Genomic DNA, 16,516 nt, shown 5'->3' with positions numbered 1-16,516 from the left:
TACAGCTTGAGGGCCTACTGCGGCGCGTTGGCGTTGCTTCGGGCCTGGGTGTCGCTAGGCGGTCAAGGCCACGACTTCCGCGTCGGTCAGCTTCTGCGGCCGATATTGCACCGATCGGACATGAAGGAAGGGCTGGTTGCCGCCAGTGGCCAGGTTCCCGATGCCCAGGAAGTTCATGGGCGGGACCGTCGTCATGGCCGCCTTGAACAACTGGCCGTTGCATCCGTAGCGAAGGCCGTCGGTGCCATAGCTGACCGTGGTCTTGACCGGGCTTCCAACGGGGGTGCCGAGGAGGCCGACCGCCACCGTGCTCGGGCCTGACACGCCATTGGCGTTGGAGTAGGCATAGGCCGAGCCCGTCGCGTTGAATCCGATGCCGACGCGATTGGCAATGGCGGAGCCGATTTCGATCAGGTTTCGAGTTGAAGCGTCACCGTCTCTTGGTCGTCCGAACTCCATGAAGAGGGTGCCTTCGGCGGCATTGCACCAGCCCTTGGCCGTGTCGACGCGAACGAGGTCGCCGGTGCGCGTGGTGGCGGCCGAGGTTGCGGTGTCTGCTTGGCGGGTCGTTGCGGCTGATGTCGATGCGTCTGCTGCCCGCGTCACCGTCGCGGTCGTTGTCGGGATGTAGCTGGTCACCACAGGCCCCTCTTCGACCTGGCCCCTGCAGAACCATACTGTGAGGTCGCTGGTGAGCGCTCCGCTCGTGTGAACGACGGGGTAAATCCCGCCGGATGCAGCCGGGGCAATGTTCTGAGTGGCCGCTCGAGCGAAGCGGTCCACAAACTGAGAAGAGTTCACACTGTTGATTGGAAAGCCGCCCATCCCAGATGAGCCGGTGTAGTACACGTTGATGGCTTCGCTTCCGGTCAACGGCCTGCTCAGCTTGACGTGGGCACTTGTCGAGTAGGCCGTTCCGACAGTGACGTTCGCGCCGACGCCGGCGCCACTTTGTGCACGGCTGCCCGAATAGCCCAAGGCGCTAGCCGATGTGAACGTGACAGCGACGCACGCTTCTCCGTCAACCGTCGTACTGGCCACGACAGGGGGAGTGGTTCCTCCTGCAATGCCTGCCGCGATCTGGCTGCCCAAGAGCAAGTTCGTGCTCTGCCACTCCACCATCAGCCACGGCGCAATGGTCAGGTCGGCCGGGTTGTAGGTCATCCGAGCGACGCCAGCGGCAGCAGTCTTCATCGTCCCCGTCGAGTCGAAATAAGTCCCGACGGACGCACGGCCTGTGAACGTCTCGGTGCTCGGGATGTAGCTGGTGGCGAACGCGCCGGCTTCGAGTTGAGCACCCCAGGCGAGGCAGGCGCCATTGTCTGATCGAGCACCCGAGGCCACTGCGTAGCAAGTCAGCGTATCGCCGACCGTGATTGGCATGTTCGATGTGTAGGTGCAGCGAAACCAGCCCCCACCGACGTCCCGCATTTCCCAACCTACACCCGAGATTGATGGTGTCGGGCTGTGGAGGTTCACGCTCCCAGGCACCCCGTTTGTCGCTGTCGTGTTGTTTCGCAGCAGCACGTCGATGACGGCTGTTCTCGAAACATTCTTGAGATACACCGAGTAGGTCATCACTGCCGCAGTAGCAGCAACAGACAGGAAGTTGGGCGAAGTGGCCGCTCCAGAGAATGCGACTGCGCGGAGCGTGCCGTCCGGTGCCGTCTTGCCAGTGTTGCGCACCATTCCTCCGCCCGACCACAGGTGCATGTCGCTGCTCTTGGCCAAGATGTTCGTGCGCTGCTCTTCCACCATCAGGACAGGCGGCAGCGTCAGGTTCGACGGCTCGTAGCTGTTGCGCGCAACGCCTGCGGCCGCATAGCGCAGGATGCCCTTGGTGTCGCAGTAGCTGCCGATGGATGCCCGTGCGGTGACCCCGTCCAAACTGGGGATGTAGGAGCTGGCGAACGCCCCCACTTCGAGCTGCGCACCCCAGATGTAAATGCCGGCGTTGCCATCCCCTGGGCCGGTGTTGCCTGCAGACGACCCGGGGTAGATGCACGTTCTGATCGATGTGGTTGCATCGGTCGTGAAAGCGATCTCGACCCTGCACCAGCCATTGCCGACATCGACAACTCTCTTGGAGACCTCGACAAAACCTCCGGTGGCAGGGCCAGGCAAAGCGGTCGCCGTCAACAGATTGAAGGGGATGCTGATGCTGCCGGTGGTTCCCTTCGCGTAGAGCCATCCGGCGGACGATCCTGCGGCCTTCGCATAGACCGAAAAGGCGTAGGTGATCGGCGTCGCTGCCTTTGCGTCCTCTCGAAGGAGGTTTCCGGTGCCTGCGTTCACGCCGTTGAAGAGGGTCAGCTTGCAAGCGTCCCACCGTCCATTCGGCGCCTGGGCGGCGCCAGGCACGACGGTCACGCTGGCCTTCACCCAGGCCGGGTTTTCGAACCGAGACGAAAACGGCAGCAAGTTCGTCCGCGCGTTCTCAATGAGCAGCCCCTTCGCCACCTTCGTGATCGGATCGAAGTCGAAGCGCGGCGTGGCACAGGGCTCGATGAAGCCTTGGGCGTTGACGCGAGAGCCGTTCGTGCCGCCCGCATAGGTGAACAGCTCGGCAAAAGTCTTTTCGGTAAGTGTCGTTGTCATCTGGTTGGGTCCTCTGCGGGCTGCCTTGCGCGAACGCAGGCGGTGCCTTCGGGTTCGGCGACGAAGGGTTCCGTCGCCGGCCAGCCCATGGCGGCCATGGCAGTCTTTTCCTTGGTTGGCGATGACGACTTTCTCGCCGAACGCCCCAACGAAAAAGGCCGACATATGTCGGCCTTCAGAGGAGGGCGGGGCGCCCTGCAGATCAGCGAAGACGGGGGCTTCGCCTCACCGCCCCGCCGGCACCTCGAACACCAGGCACGTCGTCGTCGCATGCGCGTACAGCGTGCCGTCCGCCCCGACCAGCCGCGCCTCGGCGGTGGCGAGTTGCTTGCCGCAGTGGATCACCTTGCCCTCGGCGCGCACGCGCTGCACCTTTGGCGTGAGACCCTTGACGTAGTTCACGCTGAGCTCGGCCGTCGTGTACGCGCGACCGGGCGGCATCATGGTGTGGACCGAGCAGCCCAGCGCCGAGTCGAGCATCGTGGCGACCCAGCCGCCGTGGATGGTGCCCAGCGGGTTCAGGTGCTGGGGCAGCGGCGTGCCCTGGAAGATGGCGATGCCCCGGCTGACCGAGACGATGGTGAAGCCCAGCGTCTTGGCGATGGCGGCGTAGGGAATCTCGCCGTTGAGCATGGCCTGCATGACCTCCAGGCCGGTCTTGCCGGCGACCTGCTCGGGGCGTGCGAGCCCGGGGCCGGGACCGTTCTCGAGGCGCTCGGCGATTTGCCGTTCTTCGGCGATCCATGCGTCGAGCAGATGGGAAGGGGTGTCGGTGAAAGCTTGCTGCGTCATGCCTGTGTTCCTGCTGGGGGCTTTGCGGGGAGGGGTTGATTGCATATGCAATAGTTGCACATACAATAATACCCCATGGACACACCCACCCAACCCCGCGGCTGCACCAGCTTCAAGACGCGCCAGCTGATGCGCCGCCTGACGCAGCACTACGACGCCGAGGTGTCGCGCAGCGGCCTCAAGACCACGCAGTACTCGCTGCTGTCGCACCTCAAGCGCCTGGGCCCGATGCGTCCGGTCGACCTGGCGGGCGAACTGAAGATGACCGCGTCCACGCTGAGCCGCAACCTGCAGCCGCTGATCACCGCGGGCTGGGTGGCGCAAGTGGCGGGCGCCGATGCGCGCAGCCGGCTGGTGTCGCTCACCGACGCCGGCGATGCCAAGTGGCGCGAGGCGCAACAGCACTGGAAGACGGCACAGCTCAAGCTCAATGCGCTGCTGGGCGTGGAGCGCGTGCTCGCGCTGCATACGCTCATCGACGAGTCGCTCGCGCTGCTGGGCACGGGCGAGCCGGTCGACGTGCAGGACTGACGCTCCCACCCCCTTTTCAACGAACACGTTCCGCGCTCCTGAAGCCGCGCGGCCGGATTCCCTGTCTCTTCGTTTCTCCCCCGACCCATTCCAACAGTTCCAGAGGTCCCATGTTCGCCACCCACGTCTCCGCATGGCTGCAGCGCCGCGGCATCCACTACGGCTGGATCGTCGCCGCCGTCACCTTCCTGACCATGCTCACCATGTCGGCCGCGCTCGGCCTGCCGGGCGCGATGATGAAGCCGCTCGGCGAGGAGTTCGGCTGGAGCACCGAGCAGATCTCGTCCGCGCTCGCGCTGCGCTTTGCGCTGTTCGGCCTCATGGGCCCGTTCGCCGCGGTGCTGATGGAGCGCTACGGCCTGCGCGCGGTGATGTGCGCCGGCCTCACGCTGGTCGGCCTGGGCATGGCGCTGGTCACCACGGCCTCGCAGCTGTGGCAGCTGTTCGTGCTGTGGAGCCTGATGCTCGGCCTGGGCACCGGCATGACGGCGCTGGTGCTGGGCGCCGTGGTGGCCAACCGCTGGTTCGTCGCGCGGCGCGGCCTGGTCGTGGGCATGCTCACCGCCAGCGCGGCCACCGGCCAGCTGGCCTTCCTGCCGCTGGCGGCCTGGATGATCGAGCACTGGGGCTGGCGCTCGGCCATCGTGCCGATCGTGATCGGCAGCGTGGTGATCGCGCTGCTTGCGCTGTGCCTGGTGCGCAACCGGCCGTCGGACATCGGCCTGCTGCCTTATGGTGAAGCGCCCGGTACGCAGCCGGCGCCGGCGCCCGCCTTCACGATGAACTTCGCCACGCCGTTTCGCGTGCTGCGCGAGGTGGCGACCAACCGCACCTTCCTGATCCTGGCCGGCACCTTCTTCATCTGCGGCCTGAGCACCAACGGCCTGGTGCAGACGCACTTCATCTCGCTGTGCGGCGACTACGGCATGAGCGCCGTGCCGGCCGCCTCGGTGCTCGCGATGATGGGCGCCTTCGACTTCGTCGGCACCATCCTGTCGGGCTGGCTCTCCGACCGCTACGACAACCGCAAGCTGCTCTTCTGGTACTACGGCCTGCGCGGGCTGTCGCTGTTCTGGCTGCCGCATTCGGAGTTCACGATCTACGGCCTGGGCCTGTTCGCGATGTTCTACGGCCTGGACTGGATCGCCACCGTGCCGCCGACCGTCAAGCTCGCGGGCGCCGCCTTCGGCCCCGCGAAGGTCGGGCTGGTGTTCGGCTGGATCTTCGCGGCCCACCAGCTGGGCGCGGCCACCGCGGCCTACGGCGCCGGCTTTGCGCGCACGCTGCTGCTGACCTACACGCCCGCGCTGTACACGGCCGGCGCGGCCTGCCTGCTCGCGGCGGTGATCGTGATGGCGATCCGCCGCCCCGCCAAGACCGCCGCTGCACCGGCCGCGGCCACCACCAACGCCGCCGCACGCGCCTGACCGCCGGAGACCCGCATGACCACCACGCAACAAGCGAACGGCGACCTCGACCCGCGCACGCGCCGCCTGCTCGAGGCGCCCATCATCCCCACGCTGCTGCGGCTGGCCGCGCCCAATGTGCTCGTGATGCTGGCGCAGGCCTCCGTCGGGCTCATCGAGACCTACTTCGTCGGCAAGCTCGGCACCGACGCGCTCGCCGGCATGGCGCTGGTGTTTCCCATCGTCATGCTGATGCAGATGACCTCCAGCGGCGCGATGGGCGGCGGCATCGCCTCGTCGATCGCGCGTGCGCTGGGCGCGCGGCGCCGGGGCGACGCCGATGCGCTGGTCTGGCATGCGGTGGTCATCGCGATCGGCTTCGGCCTGTGCTTCACGCTCGCGCTGCTGCTGGGCGGACGCTGGCTCTACGGCGTGATGGGCGGCACCGGCGCGGCGCTGGAAGCCGCGCTCACGTACTCGAACTGGGTGTTCGCGGGCGCGGTGCTGGTGTGGCTCTTCAACTCGCTGTCCGCCATCATCCGCGGCACCGGCAACATGGCGGTGCCGGCCAACGTGACGGTGGTGGGCGTGGTGTTCCTCATTCCCGCATCGCCGCTCCTGATCTTCGGCATCGGGCCGTGGGGCGGCATGGGCATCGCGGGCGGGGCGCTGGCGTTGCTGCTGTACTACCTGCTGGGCTCGCTCGCACTCATCGCCTACCTGCGCTCGCCGCGCAGCCTGCTGCGCCCCACGCTGGCGGCGTTCCAGATGCGCTGGCCGCTGTTCCGCGACATCCTGCGCATCGGGCTGGTGGGCACGGTGTCGACCGTGGCGACCAACCTGTCGATCGGCATCGCCACCGCGCTCACCGGCCATTTCGGCGCGGGCGCGCTGGCCGGCTACGGCACCGCGTCGCGGCTCGAGTACCTGCTGGTGCCGCTGGTGTTCGGCCTCGGTGCGCCGCTGGTGGCGATGGTCGGCACCTGCATGGGCGCGGGGCTGCGCGAGCGCGCGCTGCGCGCCACCTGGGCCGGCGCGGCGCTGGCCTTCGGCATGGCCGAGGTCATCGGGCTGGCCGCGGCGCTGTTCCCGCGTCCGTGGCTGATGCTGTTCGGCCACGACCCTGTGATGCTCGAGACCGGCGCACACTACCTGCGCGTGGTGGGACCGCTGTACGGTTTCTTCGGTGTCGGGCTGGTGCTGTACTTCGCCTCGCAGGGCGCGGGCCGGCTGCTGTGGCCGGTGCTCGGCAACATCGCACGGCTCGCCGTGGCGGGCACGGGCGGCTGGCTGGCGCTGCGCTGGGGCGGCGGGCTCACCGGCGTGTTCGCGGCGCAGGGCGTGGCGCTGGTGGTGTACGGCATCGTCATCGCCTCGGCCATCGCGGGCGGTGCGTGGTTCGGCCGCGTGGGCTGGCCGCGCACGACCCAGGGGCTGCTGCGCCGCGTGGCGCAGGCCTGAAGCGCTCGCTTTTTCTTTTCAACGAAAGGCTCGTCATGCAGATCAAGGATTCCGTCGTCTTCATCACCGGTGCCAACCGGGGGCTCGGCCTGGCGTTCGCCAAGGCGGCACTCGCGGCCGGCGCGCGCAAGGTCTACGGGGCCGCGCGCGACCCCAAGAGCATCACGCTCGCGGGCGTCGTCCCCGTGGCGCTCGATGTGACGCAGCCCGCGCAGATCGAAGCTGCCGTGCGTGCCTGCGGCGACGTGACGCTGCTGGTCAACAACGCGGGCATCTCGCGCGGATCGAGCTTCCTGGGTTCGGCCGATGCGGTGGCCGCGGCGCGCGCCGAGTTCGAGACCAACTTCTTCGGTCCCTGGGCGCTCACGCAGGCCTTTGCGCCGGTGCTCGCGTCGAACGGCGGCGGTGCGGTCCTCAACGTGCTGTCGGCCCTGGCCTGGACCACGTTCCCCGGCGTGGCGACCTACAGCGCCACCAAGTCGGCGGCCTGGTCGCTGAGCAACGGATTGCGCAACGAACTGGCGGGGCAGGGCACGCAGGTCACGAGCCTGCACGTGGCGCTCATGGACACCGACATGGCGGCGCGCCTGCCCGGTCCCAAGACCTCTCCCGATGACGCTGCGCGCCAGGCGCTGGCGGGCGTGGAAGCGGGGCTGCCCGAGGTGCTGGCCGACGAGGTCACGCGCCAGGTCAAGCAGAGCCTGTCGACCGAGCGGCCCGCGTATGCGAGCCCGCCGGTCTGACGTGCGTCAATAGCGGTAGGGGTTGTTCGGGCGACGGTCGTAGCGGTTGGGCACACCGTCACCGTCGTTGTCCCGGCGGCCGTGGCGGCGGTCGTCCCAGCCGCGACGGCCATGGTCGTAGTAACCGTGGCGGCGCGGACCTTCGTAGTAGCGCGGGTGGTAGTGGCGCGGGGGCGGCGGCGGGGCGTAGTAGTGATGGCGCGGCGGCGGCGCGGGCGTCACGTACACCTGGGCCTGGATGAACGGGCCGCCGGCCCGGGCATGGGCGGGTGCGGTGAGGGCGGCCAGCGAGAGCAGGGCAGCGGCACCGAAGGCGAATGTCAGCTTTTTCATGGCGACTCCTGGGGAGTGATTGCGATGCCCCATCGTCACGTCATTGTGTGAAGTTCTTGTAAGCCGCAAGCGAAATCGCATGAAGAGCTGTAAGCCGCTGCGCGCACGCCTTTTCAGCGTTGCGGGGCCGGCAGCATGCGCCGCAGGGCTTCGAAGAACAGGTCGGACTGTTCCCGCTCGCCCTGGATCTGCGCCGCCACGTGCGCGGCCAGCTTCACGTTGACGGGCACCAGCGGGCGCCCGGTCGATTGCGCGATCACCTGGTGCAGGCAGGCGCGCTCCAGGTAGTACAGGTCGTCGTAGGCATGGGCGATGGTGCCGCCCGCCACGATCACGCCGTGGTTCGCGAGAAAGGCCACGTCCTTGCCGGCCATGGCGCGCGCGATGCGCTCGCCCTCGGCGTCGTCGAGCGCCAGGCCGTTGTACTCGGCGTCGATGGCGATGCGGTTCATGTAGCGCATGGCGTTCTGGCTGGCGGTCGGGTCGAGCGCGCGGTCGACCGTGAGCGTCAGCGCCGTCGCGTAGGGCATGTGGCAATGCAGCACCACGGCGTGGCCCGTGAGGCGGTGCACCGCGCCGTGGATGAAGAGGGCGGTGGGCTCCACGCGGTGGCGGCCCGCGAGCACTTCGCCGTGCACGTCGATCAGCACGATGTCGTCGGGGCCGATCTCGCTCCAGTGCAACCCGCGCGGGTTGATCAGGTAGCGGTCCTGCGCCCCCGGCAGCAACACGCTGAAATGGTTGCACACACCTTCGGACAGCCCATGGTGGGCCGCGGCGCGCAGCGCGAGCGCGAGGTCTTCGCGCAACTGGCGCACGGCGGGGCTGGCGTATTCGGAATCGGCGGACATCGCGGGGGTCTCCTTCTTTCTTGTGGTGGATGGGTCTTGTCGGATCAGGCGCGGACCAGCTCGGCCCAAGCCGCCACGAAGCGGTGCGCGTCTTCGCGCACCGCGGCGGCGGTCTTGCCGGGCTTGTAGAGCGACGAGCCGATGCCGAAGCCGGCCGCGCCGGCGGCACGCCACGTGCCCATGTTGTCCGGCGAAATGCCACCCACGGGCATCACGGGCGTGCCGGCCGGCAGCACCGCGAGCAGGGCCTTCACCACGGCGGGCGAGGCCAGCTCGGCCGGGAACAGCTTCAGGCCCGTGGCACCGGCCGTGAGCGCGCCGAAGGCCTCGGTCGGCGTCATCACGCCGGGCAGGCAGACCAGACCCAGGCGTGCCGCCTCGCGGATCACTTCCGCGTTGAAATTGGGCGACACGATCAGCTCGCCGCCGGCCGCCTGCACCTCGCGCACCTGCCTTGCTTCAAGCACCGTGCCGGCGCCGACCAGTGCGGTGGGAAAGCGCTGGCGCATCAGCGCGATGCTCTCCAGCGGCTGCGGCGAATTGAGTGGCACTTCGAGCAGCCGGAAGCCGGGCTCGACGATGGCGTCGCCCACGTCGGCGGCTTCGGCGGGCGAGAGGCCGCGCAGGATGGCCACGAGCGGCAGGGCCTGCATCGCGGCGTTGAATTTATCGAGGGGCGTGGTCATGGGGCGGGTGTCCTGTCGGTGTCGAGGAAGCCGGACAGCGTGTGCAGTCCGGCCCAGGTGGCTTCGGCGCCGAGCGTGCGCGTGGCGACGCCGGTGGCGCGCAGGGCCAGGGTGTAGCGCTGAGTGAGGGCCGAGGAGCCGATCAGCACGACCTCGCCGACGGCCTGCACGGACTGCGTGCGCAGTTCTTCGCCGATGAGCAGGCCCGAGAGGTAGCTCGACAGTTCTTCCTTGGGCATGCGCTCGAACAGCGCGAGCGTGCGCGTGCCGAAGGCGTTGTGCAGCAGGCCGTGGCCGTTCTCGGAGCGCGTCACGCCTTCGAGGAATGCGGCTTCGTCGAGCGGCGCGGCCGCGTCGAGCGTGCGCCCCAGGATCGAGTGCTGGCTCAGCAGCGCGTAGAACTCGCCCGTCATGTAGGTGCGAAAGCCCGCGACGCGGCCCTTCTTGACCGTGGCCCATTTGTTGTGGGTGCCGGGCAGCACGAAGACGCCGTCGTCCAGGCCGGTGATCGTCATGGCGCCGAGGATCTGCACCTCTTCGCCGCGCATCACGTCGGGCACGCCGGCGTGCTCGTCGCTGAGGCCGGGCACGATGGCGATGCGCGCGCCGGGGATGGCGTCTGTGGCGATGATGCTGCGGCCTACTTCGACGCGGCCTGCGGGGCAGGGGCAGTAGGGCGCTTCGACCCAACCCTGCTTGCTGCCGGCCATGCCGGAGATCAGGCAGCGCGTGTCTGCCAGGCGCATCCAGTCGCCGAACAGCGACTCGAACACGGCAGGGAAGCCGCCCTCGGGCACGGTGAGGATGCCGCGGGCGTCGCTGCGTTCTTCGATGACTTTTCCACTCGGGTCGAGCAATGCGCCGCGTAGCGAGCTTGTGCCCCAGTCGATGGCGATGAGTCTTGTCATGTCTGTCGTCTGTTGCGTTTCGAGAGCTTGTTCGGGGTGCGTGCACAGGACACCGGGTACTTCCCTTCGCGAATGTCCCCCGCTTCGCTCCTCCTTGATTTCGCTGCGGGAAGCACCCGGTGCCCTGTGTACGAGGGCACGCTCTGCGTTTTGCAGCCGATCAACGACTGCTCTGAACCCGCTCACGTCGATGGGGTGCCTTGCGCAGCGAAATCAAGGAGGAGCCCGAAGGGCGGGGGACATTCGCGGAGCAAGGTACCCCGTCGACGGGAGCGCGCCCTGGATCTCTCCAAATCAGTGATTGTCTCGCGGCACAAAAGCCCCACGGCGACCACGCAGAAAGTCCAGGTCCGCTCCCTGGTCAGCCTGCAGCACCGTGTCGACGTACAGCTTCCAGTACCCCGAGTCGAGCGGTGCCTTGGGCGCCACCCACTTCGCGCGGCGCTTCGCCAGTTCTTCATCGCTCACATGCAGATGCAGCTTGCGGTTCGGCACGTCGAGCTCGACGATGTCGCCGTCCTGCACCAATGCCAACGGGCCGCCTGCAGCCGCTTCAGGCGCGGTATGCAGAACAACGGTGCCGTAAGCGGTGCCGCTCATGCGCGCGTCGCTGATGCGGACCATGTCGGTGATGCCCTTGCGCAGCACCTTCGGCGGCAGCGGCATGTTGCCGGCCTCGGCCATGCCAGGGTAGCCCTTGGGGCCGCAGTTCTTGAGCACCATGATGCAGTGCTCGTCGATGTCCAGATTCTCGTCGTCGATGCGCCTGTGCAGGTCGTCGGCGCTTTCGAACACCACCGCGCGGCCCTTGTGCACCAGCAGCTCGGGCGTGGCCGCGCTGGGCTTGATGATGGCGCCGTTGGGCGCGAGGTTGCCGCGCAGCACGCAGATACCGGCCTTGTCCTTGAAGGGCTCGGCCTGAGTGCGGATGACCTGCGAGTTGTAGTTCTCGGCGTCCTTCACGTTCTCCCACACGCTCTGGCCGGTGACGGTGAGGATGTCCTTGTGCAGGTGGTCGGCGATTTCCTTGATGACCACCGGCAGGCCGCCCGCGTAGCAGAAGTCTTCCATCAGGAACTGGCCCGAGGGCTGCAGGTTCACGAGGCAGGGCAGGTCGGCGGCGAGGCGGTCGAAGTCGTCGAGCGTGAGGTCGACACCGATGCGGCCTGCAATGGCCAGCAGGTGGATCACGAAGTTGGTCGAGCCGCCGATGGCCGCGTTGACCTTGATCGCGTTCTCGATCGCCTGGCGCGTGAGGATCTTCGACATGTTCATGTCTTCATGCACCATGTCGACGATGCGTCGGCCCGCCTGCCGCGCGAGCACGTTGCGGCGGCCGTCGACGGCGGGGTAGGCCGCATTGCCCGGCAGGCCGATGCCCAGCGACTCGACCATGCTGGCCATGGTGCTCGCGGTACCCATCGTCATGCAGTGGCCGTGGCTCCTGTGCATGCAGCTCTCGGCCTCGAAGAAGTCTTGCAGCTTGAGCGTGCCGGCGCGCACCTGTTCGCTCATCTGCCACACACCGGTGCCCGAGCCCAGCTCCTGCCCGCGCCACTTGCCCGAGAGCATCGGGCCGCCCGACACGCCGATGGTCGGCAGGTCGACGCTGGCCGCGCCCATCATCAGCGCGGGCGTGGTCTTGTCGCAGCCCATGAGCAGCACCACGCCATCGAGCGGGTTGCCGCGAATGCTTTCTTCGACGTCCATGCTCGCGAGGTTGCGATACAGCATGGCGGTGGGGCGCAGGAGCGTTTCGCCGAGCGACATCACGGGGAACTCGAGCGGGAAGCCGCCGGCCTCGTACACGCCGATCTTCACCTGCTCGGCGAGCGTGCGGAAGTGCGAGTTGCAGGGCGTGAGTTCGCTGAAGGTGTTGCAGATGCCGATGACCGGGCGACCGTCGAACTGGTCGTGCGGCACGCCCTTGCCCTTCATCCAGCTGCGGTAGATGAAACCGTCGCGGTCGTTGCGGCCGAACCATTGCTGGCTGCGCAACTCACCTGATTTTTTCTTGGGAATCGTGCTCATGGGGTTTGTCTCCAACTGCTGATTTTGTGGCGGCAGACCTCAGGGTTTGTCCTGCCGAAATGCAATTTCAATCATCATATGATAAGCGTGGAGAGCCTGCCAGAGCCTGAATTTTTGGAACGGCGGGATACCGAAATTCACATCGCACATGATCAAGAACATCCATGGCCGCACCCTCGAACTGCTCGGCGAAGCCGTGGTGGCGGGGCGCTATGCGATCGGTGCGTCGATCCCCGCGGAGCCGTTGCTCGGCGAAGAACTGGGCGTGAGCCGCACGGTGGTGCGCGAGGCCATCAAGTCGCTCGCGGCCAAGGGCCTGGTCTCCACCGGGCCGAAGGTCGGCACGCGCGTGCTGCCGCAGGACAAGTGGAACTGGTTCGACCCCGACGTCATCACCTGGCAGTCGCGCGCGGGCCTCACGCCCGAGTTCCTGCGCGACCTGCAAGACCTGCGCCGCGTGGTGGAGCCGGCGGCCGTGCGCCTTGCGGCTGAACGCGCGGGCCCGAAAGACATCGAGGAAATCGAGCGTGCCTACGCGGGCATGAAGGACGCCGTCGAGAACGGCGGCGACTACGTCACCTTCGACCTGCGCTTTCACACCGGCCTGCTCAGCGCCGCACGCAACCGCATGCTGGCGCAGATGAGCAAGGCGCTGAGCGCGCTGCTGCGCACCAGCTTCGAAATCTCGACCGCCAAGCCCGACGGCCCGGCGCTGTCGCTGCCGCTGCATCGCGCGGTGCTCGACGCGGTCATTGCGCACGACCCGGCCAAGGCCGAGCGCGCGGTGATCCGGCTCATCGACGGTGCGCGGCAAGACATCGAGGACGTGCTCGGCTCGCGCCGCCGCCTGCCCCGGTTGAGCCGGCCGCCGCCCCGGCTCAAGGCCAGCTAGACCGTGCGTCGGGCGGGCAGGGTGCCCGTCGGCGGCGCAGGCCCCGTTTCGCATCTGAGGTTCTTTCACCCACGCTCGCGTTCCGAGCATTTCCCACCCGAGAAGAAGGAGACAGACACCATGAAACTCGTCAAGTCGCTCATCGCGCCGACGCTGGTCGCGCTGGGGTTGTTGGCGTCGGCCAGCCCGGCCGCCGCGCAGGAAAAGCTCACCGTCTGGTGGGTCAAGGGCTTCTACAAGGCGGAAGACGATGCGCTCTTCGCGGCCATCAAGAAGTTCGAGGAGAAGAACAAGAACGTGAAGATCGAGCTGTCGCAGTACCCGGTGCAGGACATGATCCCCAAGACCGTGTCCGCGCTCGACTCAGGCAGCCCGCCCGATGTGGCGTACGCCGACGTGTACGACTTCCAGGTCACTGGCAAGTGGGCCTTCGACGGCAAGCTCGAAGACATCGGCAGTGTGCTCACGCCCATGAAGGACCGCTTCGCGCCCAACACCATCGAGACCACGAACCTCTACAACAACCAGACCAAGACCAAGGCCTACTACGCCTTCCCGATCAAGCAGCAGACGATGCACATCGAGTACTGGCTCGACATGCTCGCCGAAGCCGGCTTCAAGGAAAGCGACATCCCCACCACCTGGAACGACTACTGGTCGTTCTGGTGCGAGAAGGTGCAGCCCGCCAGCCGCAAGGCCAGCGGCAAGCGCAACTTCGGCATCGGCATGCCGATGGGCGTGGATTCGAGCGACGCCTTCTATTCGTTCCTGACCTTCATGGACGCCTACAACGTCAAGCTGGTGGACGACAGCGGCAAGCTGCTGGTCGACGACCCGAAGGTGCGCGCCGGCCTCATCAGCGCCATGACCGACTACACCAAGCCCTACCTCACGGGCTGCACGCCGCCGTCGTCCACGAGCTGGAAGGACCCGGACAACAACGTTGCGTTCCACAACAAGACGACCGTGATGACGCACAACGCGACCATCTCGCTGCCGGCCAAGTGGCTGGACGATTCGAACAACGCCACGCTCACGCCCGAGCAGCGTGAAGAAGCCCGCAAGAACTACACCGAGCGCATTCGCACGGCCGGTTTCCCGAGCAAGCCCGACGGCGGCAAGATGGTCTACCGCACGGCGGTGAAGACCGGCGTGGTGTTCAAGGACGCGAAGAACAAGGCGCGCGCCAAGGAGTTCGTGGCCTTCCTGCTGCAGGAAGAAAACCTCACGCCGTACGTCGAGGGCTCGCTGGGCCGCTGGTTCCCGGTCACCAAGGCCGGGCAGGCCAGCCCGTTCTGGCAGGCCGATTCGCATCGCAAGTCGGTGTTTAACCAGTACGCCGCCGGTACCGTGACCTTCGAGTTCACCAAGAACTACCGCTTCACCGTGATCAACAACGAGAACGTCTGGGCCAAGGCGATGAGCCGCGTCGTCACCGACAAGGTGCCGGTGGACAAGGCGGTCGACGAGATGATCGCGCGCATCAAGACGGTGGCGGCGCAGTAAGCCAGCGGCACGCGGCACCATCTTCACCAACGGGGGCAATCGCATGAGCACCACCACCACCGCGCCAGGCCCGGCGCCTGTTGCCAACCTTGGAGCGCGGCATGCGCGCTGGCAGTTCTGGGGCGCGGTGATGGTCGTGCCCTACCTGCTGGTGTTCGTGGTGTTCGTGCTCTACCCGGTGGGCTACGGGCTGTGGCTCGCGCGCCATCCGCAAAGCTACGTCAAGCTGGTCGAAGACCCGATCTTCTTCCGCTCGGTGATCAACACGGCCATCTTCCTGGTCGTGGCGATCAACCTGAAGATGCTCGTGGCCCTGGTGCTCTCGGGCTTCTTCGTCACCTCGCGCTGGTGGATCAAGATCGTCTCGGCGATCTTCATCCTGCCGTGGGCGATGCCGTCGATTCCGACCATCCTGTCGTTCCGCTTCATGCTCAACCCCGAGTGGGGCGTGATCAACACCACCATCTTCCGCCTCACGGGCGCCGATGGTCCCAACTGGCTCAACGACCCGACGCTGGCGCTCGGCTTCGCGATGCTGGTTCATATCTGGAAGTCGCTGCCGTTCTGGACACTGATCCTCGTGGCGGGGCGACTGGCCATTCCCACCGAACAGTACGAGGCCGCGTCGGTGGATGGCGCTTCGTCGTGGCAGAAGTTCCGCTTCGTGAGCTGGCCCGCGCTCAAGACGCTCTACGTCACGTCGCTCATCCTTTCGATGATCTGGACACTGGGCGATTTCAACAGCGTGTATCTGCTCACCGGCGGCGGCCCCGCCGACCTGACGCACGTGCTGGCCACGCTGGGCATCCGCTACCTGCGGCTCGACCAGGTCGACCTGTCGATGGCATCCATCGTCGTCGCCATGCCGTTGGTCTTGCCCTTGGTGTACTTCATGATGAAGAGGCTCTCGAAATGAAACGCTGGACCCCCAAGGCCATAGCGACCGAGGCCAAGCTGCTGCTCATCGGCCTTCCGGTGCTGCTGTGGACGCTGATTCCGGTCTATCACATGGCGTTGTTCGCCTTCTCGTCCAAGGACTCGGCCACCTCCGGCCACCTGTGGCCGACCAAGCCCACGCTGGCCAACTTCAGCACGGTGTTTCACCAGAAGCATTTCTATCTCGACCACTTCTGGGTGCAGCTGGGCAACTCGCTGGTCATCGCGCTGTCGGTGGGCGCCATCACGTTGTTCGTGGCCACTACGGCTGCGTTCGCGATCAGCCGGCTGCGCGTGCGCGGCGGGCGCACGGTGATGAACCTGGCGCTGTTCACCTACTTCATCCCCGCGGCCTTCCTCGCGGTGCCGATGTACAAGACCATGGGCAACTACGGCCTGCTCAACAGCCAGTGGGCGCTGATCCTGGCCATGGTGACCATCGCCTCGCCGTACTGCATCTGGGTGCTCAAGCAGGCGTCGGACAAGCTGCCCTACGAACTCGACGAGGCCGCGCGCATGGACGGCGCCTCGCCGCTGCAGCTGTTCCGCCTCGTGTACCTGCCGCTGATGGTGCCTTCGCTGGTGGCGGTCGGCACGTACTCGCTGCTGCTGGCGTGGAACGAATACCTCTACGCCTTCCTGCTGCTGTCGAACGACAAGAGCGTGACGCTGGCGGTGGCGCTGGGCAACTTCCTGTCGGCCGACGATTCGCCGTGGGAGCTGCTGATGGCCACGGGCCTCATCTACGCGCTGCCGCCTGCGGCCATCTACTACACCTTCAAGCGCTACATGGTCGGCGGTCTGACGGCTGGCGCAGTCAAGAGCTGAACGATTTCAGGGAC

Annotated in this window: 15 protein-coding genes; 8 read left to right on the top strand and 7 right to left on the bottom strand. The window is 66.9% G+C overall.

Annotated elements, in window-relative coordinates; translation table 11 throughout:
• Positions 1-54 precede the first annotated feature (54 nt).
• On the bottom strand, positions 55-2,763 hold the full coding sequence (locus AC3WQM_RS18120; RefSeq protein ID WP_492680623.1) for a phage head spike fiber domain-containing protein: 2,709 nt from the start codon (positions 2,761-2,763) through the stop codon (positions 55-57).
• Positions 2,764-2,823: 60 nt separating this feature from the next.
• A complete protein-coding gene (locus tag AC3WQM_RS18115; protein WP_492680621.1) occupies positions 2,824-3,390 on the bottom strand; it encodes a PaaI family thioesterase in 567 nt (188 codons plus the stop codon).
• A gap of 75 nt (positions 3,391-3,465) precedes the next feature.
• Between AC3WQM_RS18115 and AC3WQM_RS18110 the strand changes: the two genes are divergently transcribed.
• The 4 genes from AC3WQM_RS18110 (at position 3,466) to AC3WQM_RS18095 (ending at position 7,531) form a co-directional block, all read left to right on the top strand.
• Complete coding sequence (locus AC3WQM_RS18110) at positions 3,466-3,921, top strand: MarR family winged helix-turn-helix transcriptional regulator (RefSeq protein WP_307696068.1); 456 nt, start codon at positions 3,466-3,468, stop codon at positions 3,919-3,921.
• A gap of 110 nt (positions 3,922-4,031) precedes the next feature.
• A complete protein-coding gene (locus AC3WQM_RS18105) occupies positions 4,032-5,348 on the top strand; it encodes an MFS transporter (RefSeq protein ID WP_492680619.1) in 1,317 nt (438 codons plus the stop codon).
• A 15-nt stretch (positions 5,349-5,363) separates the two neighbouring features.
• On the top strand, positions 5,364-6,788 hold the full coding sequence (locus tag AC3WQM_RS18100) for an MATE family efflux transporter (protein ID WP_070062482.1): 1,425 nt from the start codon (positions 5,364-5,366) through the stop codon (positions 6,786-6,788).
• Positions 6,789-6,823: 35 nt separating this feature from the next.
• A complete protein-coding gene (locus AC3WQM_RS18095) occupies positions 6,824-7,531 on the top strand; it encodes an SDR family oxidoreductase (RefSeq protein WP_492680617.1) in 708 nt (235 codons plus the stop codon).
• A 6-nt stretch (positions 7,532-7,537) separates the two neighbouring features.
• Here AC3WQM_RS18095 and AC3WQM_RS18090 read toward each other — a convergent pair whose 3' ends face one another.
• The 5 genes from AC3WQM_RS18090 to AC3WQM_RS18070 all read right to left on the bottom strand — a co-directional run bounded on the left by AC3WQM_RS18090 (position 7,538) and on the right by AC3WQM_RS18070 (position 12,340).
• Positions 7,538-7,864: a hypothetical protein gene (locus tag AC3WQM_RS18090; protein ID WP_492680615.1), complete on the bottom strand. Its 327-nt coding sequence runs from the start codon at positions 7,862-7,864 to the stop codon at positions 7,538-7,540.
• 113 nt (positions 7,865-7,977) lie between these two features.
• The gene (locus tag AC3WQM_RS18085; protein ID WP_492680613.1) at positions 7,978-8,715 is read right to left on the bottom strand and encodes an aldolase; all 738 of its coding nucleotides are present in this window, start codon (positions 8,713-8,715) and stop codon (positions 7,978-7,980) included.
• A 44-nt stretch (positions 8,716-8,759) separates the two neighbouring features.
• Positions 8,760-9,401 carry a 2-dehydro-3-deoxy-6-phosphogalactonate aldolase gene (locus AC3WQM_RS18080; protein WP_492680611.1) on the bottom strand — a complete coding sequence of 214 codons (642 nt, stop codon included), beginning with the start codon at positions 9,399-9,401 and terminating at the stop codon, positions 8,760-8,762.
• Entirely contained in the window at positions 9,398-10,309 is a 912-nt protein-coding gene (locus tag AC3WQM_RS18075; protein ID WP_492680609.1) for a 2-dehydro-3-deoxygalactonokinase, read from the bottom strand. The genes AC3WQM_RS18080 and AC3WQM_RS18075 overlap by 4 nt, the downstream gene beginning before the upstream one ends.
• A gap of 294 nt (positions 10,310-10,603) precedes the next feature.
• On the bottom strand, positions 10,604-12,340 hold the full coding sequence (locus tag AC3WQM_RS18070) for an IlvD/Edd family dehydratase (protein WP_492680607.1): 1,737 nt from the start codon (positions 12,338-12,340) through the stop codon (positions 10,604-10,606).
• Positions 12,341-12,488: 148 nt separating this feature from the next.
• Here AC3WQM_RS18070 and AC3WQM_RS18065 point away from each other — a divergent pair, with 148 nt between their 5' ends.
• From AC3WQM_RS18065 to AC3WQM_RS18050, 4 genes are all read left to right on the top strand, one after another.
• Positions 12,489-13,232 (top strand): FadR/GntR family transcriptional regulator, encoded by a 744-nt coding sequence (locus tag AC3WQM_RS18065; RefSeq protein ID WP_489058195.1) that lies wholly within the window; start codon positions 12,489-12,491, stop codon positions 13,230-13,232.
• Positions 13,233-13,352: 120 nt separating this feature from the next.
• Positions 13,353-14,738: an ABC transporter substrate-binding protein gene (locus AC3WQM_RS18060; protein WP_492680605.1), complete on the top strand. Its 1,386-nt coding sequence runs from the start codon at positions 13,353-13,355 to the stop codon at positions 14,736-14,738.
• A gap of 43 nt (positions 14,739-14,781) precedes the next feature.
• Positions 14,782-15,654: a carbohydrate ABC transporter permease gene (locus tag AC3WQM_RS18055; RefSeq protein WP_489058199.1), complete on the top strand. Its 873-nt coding sequence runs from the start codon at positions 14,782-14,784 to the stop codon at positions 15,652-15,654.
• Positions 15,651-16,502 (top strand): carbohydrate ABC transporter permease, encoded by an 852-nt coding sequence (locus AC3WQM_RS18050; RefSeq protein ID WP_489058200.1) that lies wholly within the window; start codon positions 15,651-15,653, stop codon positions 16,500-16,502. The genes AC3WQM_RS18055 and AC3WQM_RS18050 overlap by 4 nt, the downstream gene beginning before the upstream one ends.
• Positions 16,503-16,516: the final 14 nt, after the last annotated feature.

The organism is Variovorax sp. FW301-JW7 (genome assembly GCF_058788795.1).
The sequence above is the reverse complement of the archived record's forward strand: the minus strand, read 5'-3'. Positions and strand labels throughout refer to the sequence as shown.

Excerpts from the sequence above, each read along its gene's own strand:
- AC3WQM_RS18120 (WP_492680623.1), bottom strand. The coding sequence starts at position 2,763 with ATGTCGGCCTTTTTCGTTGGGGCGTTCGGCGAGAAAGTCGTCATCGCC.
- AC3WQM_RS18115 (WP_492680621.1), bottom strand. The coding sequence starts at position 3,390 with ATGACGCAGCAAGCTTTCACCGACACCCCTTCCCATCTGCTCGACGCA.
- AC3WQM_RS18110 (WP_307696068.1), top strand. The coding sequence starts at position 3,466 with ATGGACACACCCACCCAACCCCGCGGCTGCACCAGCTTCAAGACGCGC.
- AC3WQM_RS18105 (WP_492680619.1), top strand. The coding sequence starts at position 4,032 with ATGTTCGCCACCCACGTCTCCGCATGGCTGCAGCGCCGCGGCATCCAC.
- AC3WQM_RS18100 (WP_070062482.1), top strand. The coding sequence starts at position 5,364 with ATGACCACCACGCAACAAGCGAACGGCGACCTCGACCCGCGCACGCGC.
- AC3WQM_RS18095 (WP_492680617.1), top strand. The coding sequence starts at position 6,824 with ATGCAGATCAAGGATTCCGTCGTCTTCATCACCGGTGCCAACCGGGGG.
- AC3WQM_RS18090 (WP_492680615.1), bottom strand. The coding sequence starts at position 7,864 with ATGAAAAAGCTGACATTCGCCTTCGGTGCCGCTGCCCTGCTCTCGCTG.
- AC3WQM_RS18085 (WP_492680613.1), bottom strand. The coding sequence starts at position 8,715 with ATGTCCGCCGATTCCGAATACGCCAGCCCCGCCGTGCGCCAGTTGCGC.
- AC3WQM_RS18080 (WP_492680611.1), bottom strand. The coding sequence starts at position 9,401 with ATGACCACGCCCCTCGATAAATTCAACGCCGCGATGCAGGCCCTGCCG.
- AC3WQM_RS18075 (WP_492680609.1), bottom strand. The coding sequence starts at position 10,309 with ATGACAAGACTCATCGCCATCGACTGGGGCACAAGCTCGCTACGCGGC.
- AC3WQM_RS18070 (WP_492680607.1), bottom strand. The coding sequence starts at position 12,340 with ATGAGCACGATTCCCAAGAAAAAATCAGGTGAGTTGCGCAGCCAGCAA.
- AC3WQM_RS18065 (WP_489058195.1), top strand. The coding sequence starts at position 12,489 with ATGATCAAGAACATCCATGGCCGCACCCTCGAACTGCTCGGCGAAGCC.
- AC3WQM_RS18060 (WP_492680605.1), top strand. The coding sequence starts at position 13,353 with ATGAAACTCGTCAAGTCGCTCATCGCGCCGACGCTGGTCGCGCTGGGG.
- AC3WQM_RS18055 (WP_489058199.1), top strand. The coding sequence starts at position 14,782 with ATGAGCACCACCACCACCGCGCCAGGCCCGGCGCCTGTTGCCAACCTT.
- AC3WQM_RS18050 (WP_489058200.1), top strand. The coding sequence starts at position 15,651 with ATGAAACGCTGGACCCCCAAGGCCATAGCGACCGAGGCCAAGCTGCTG.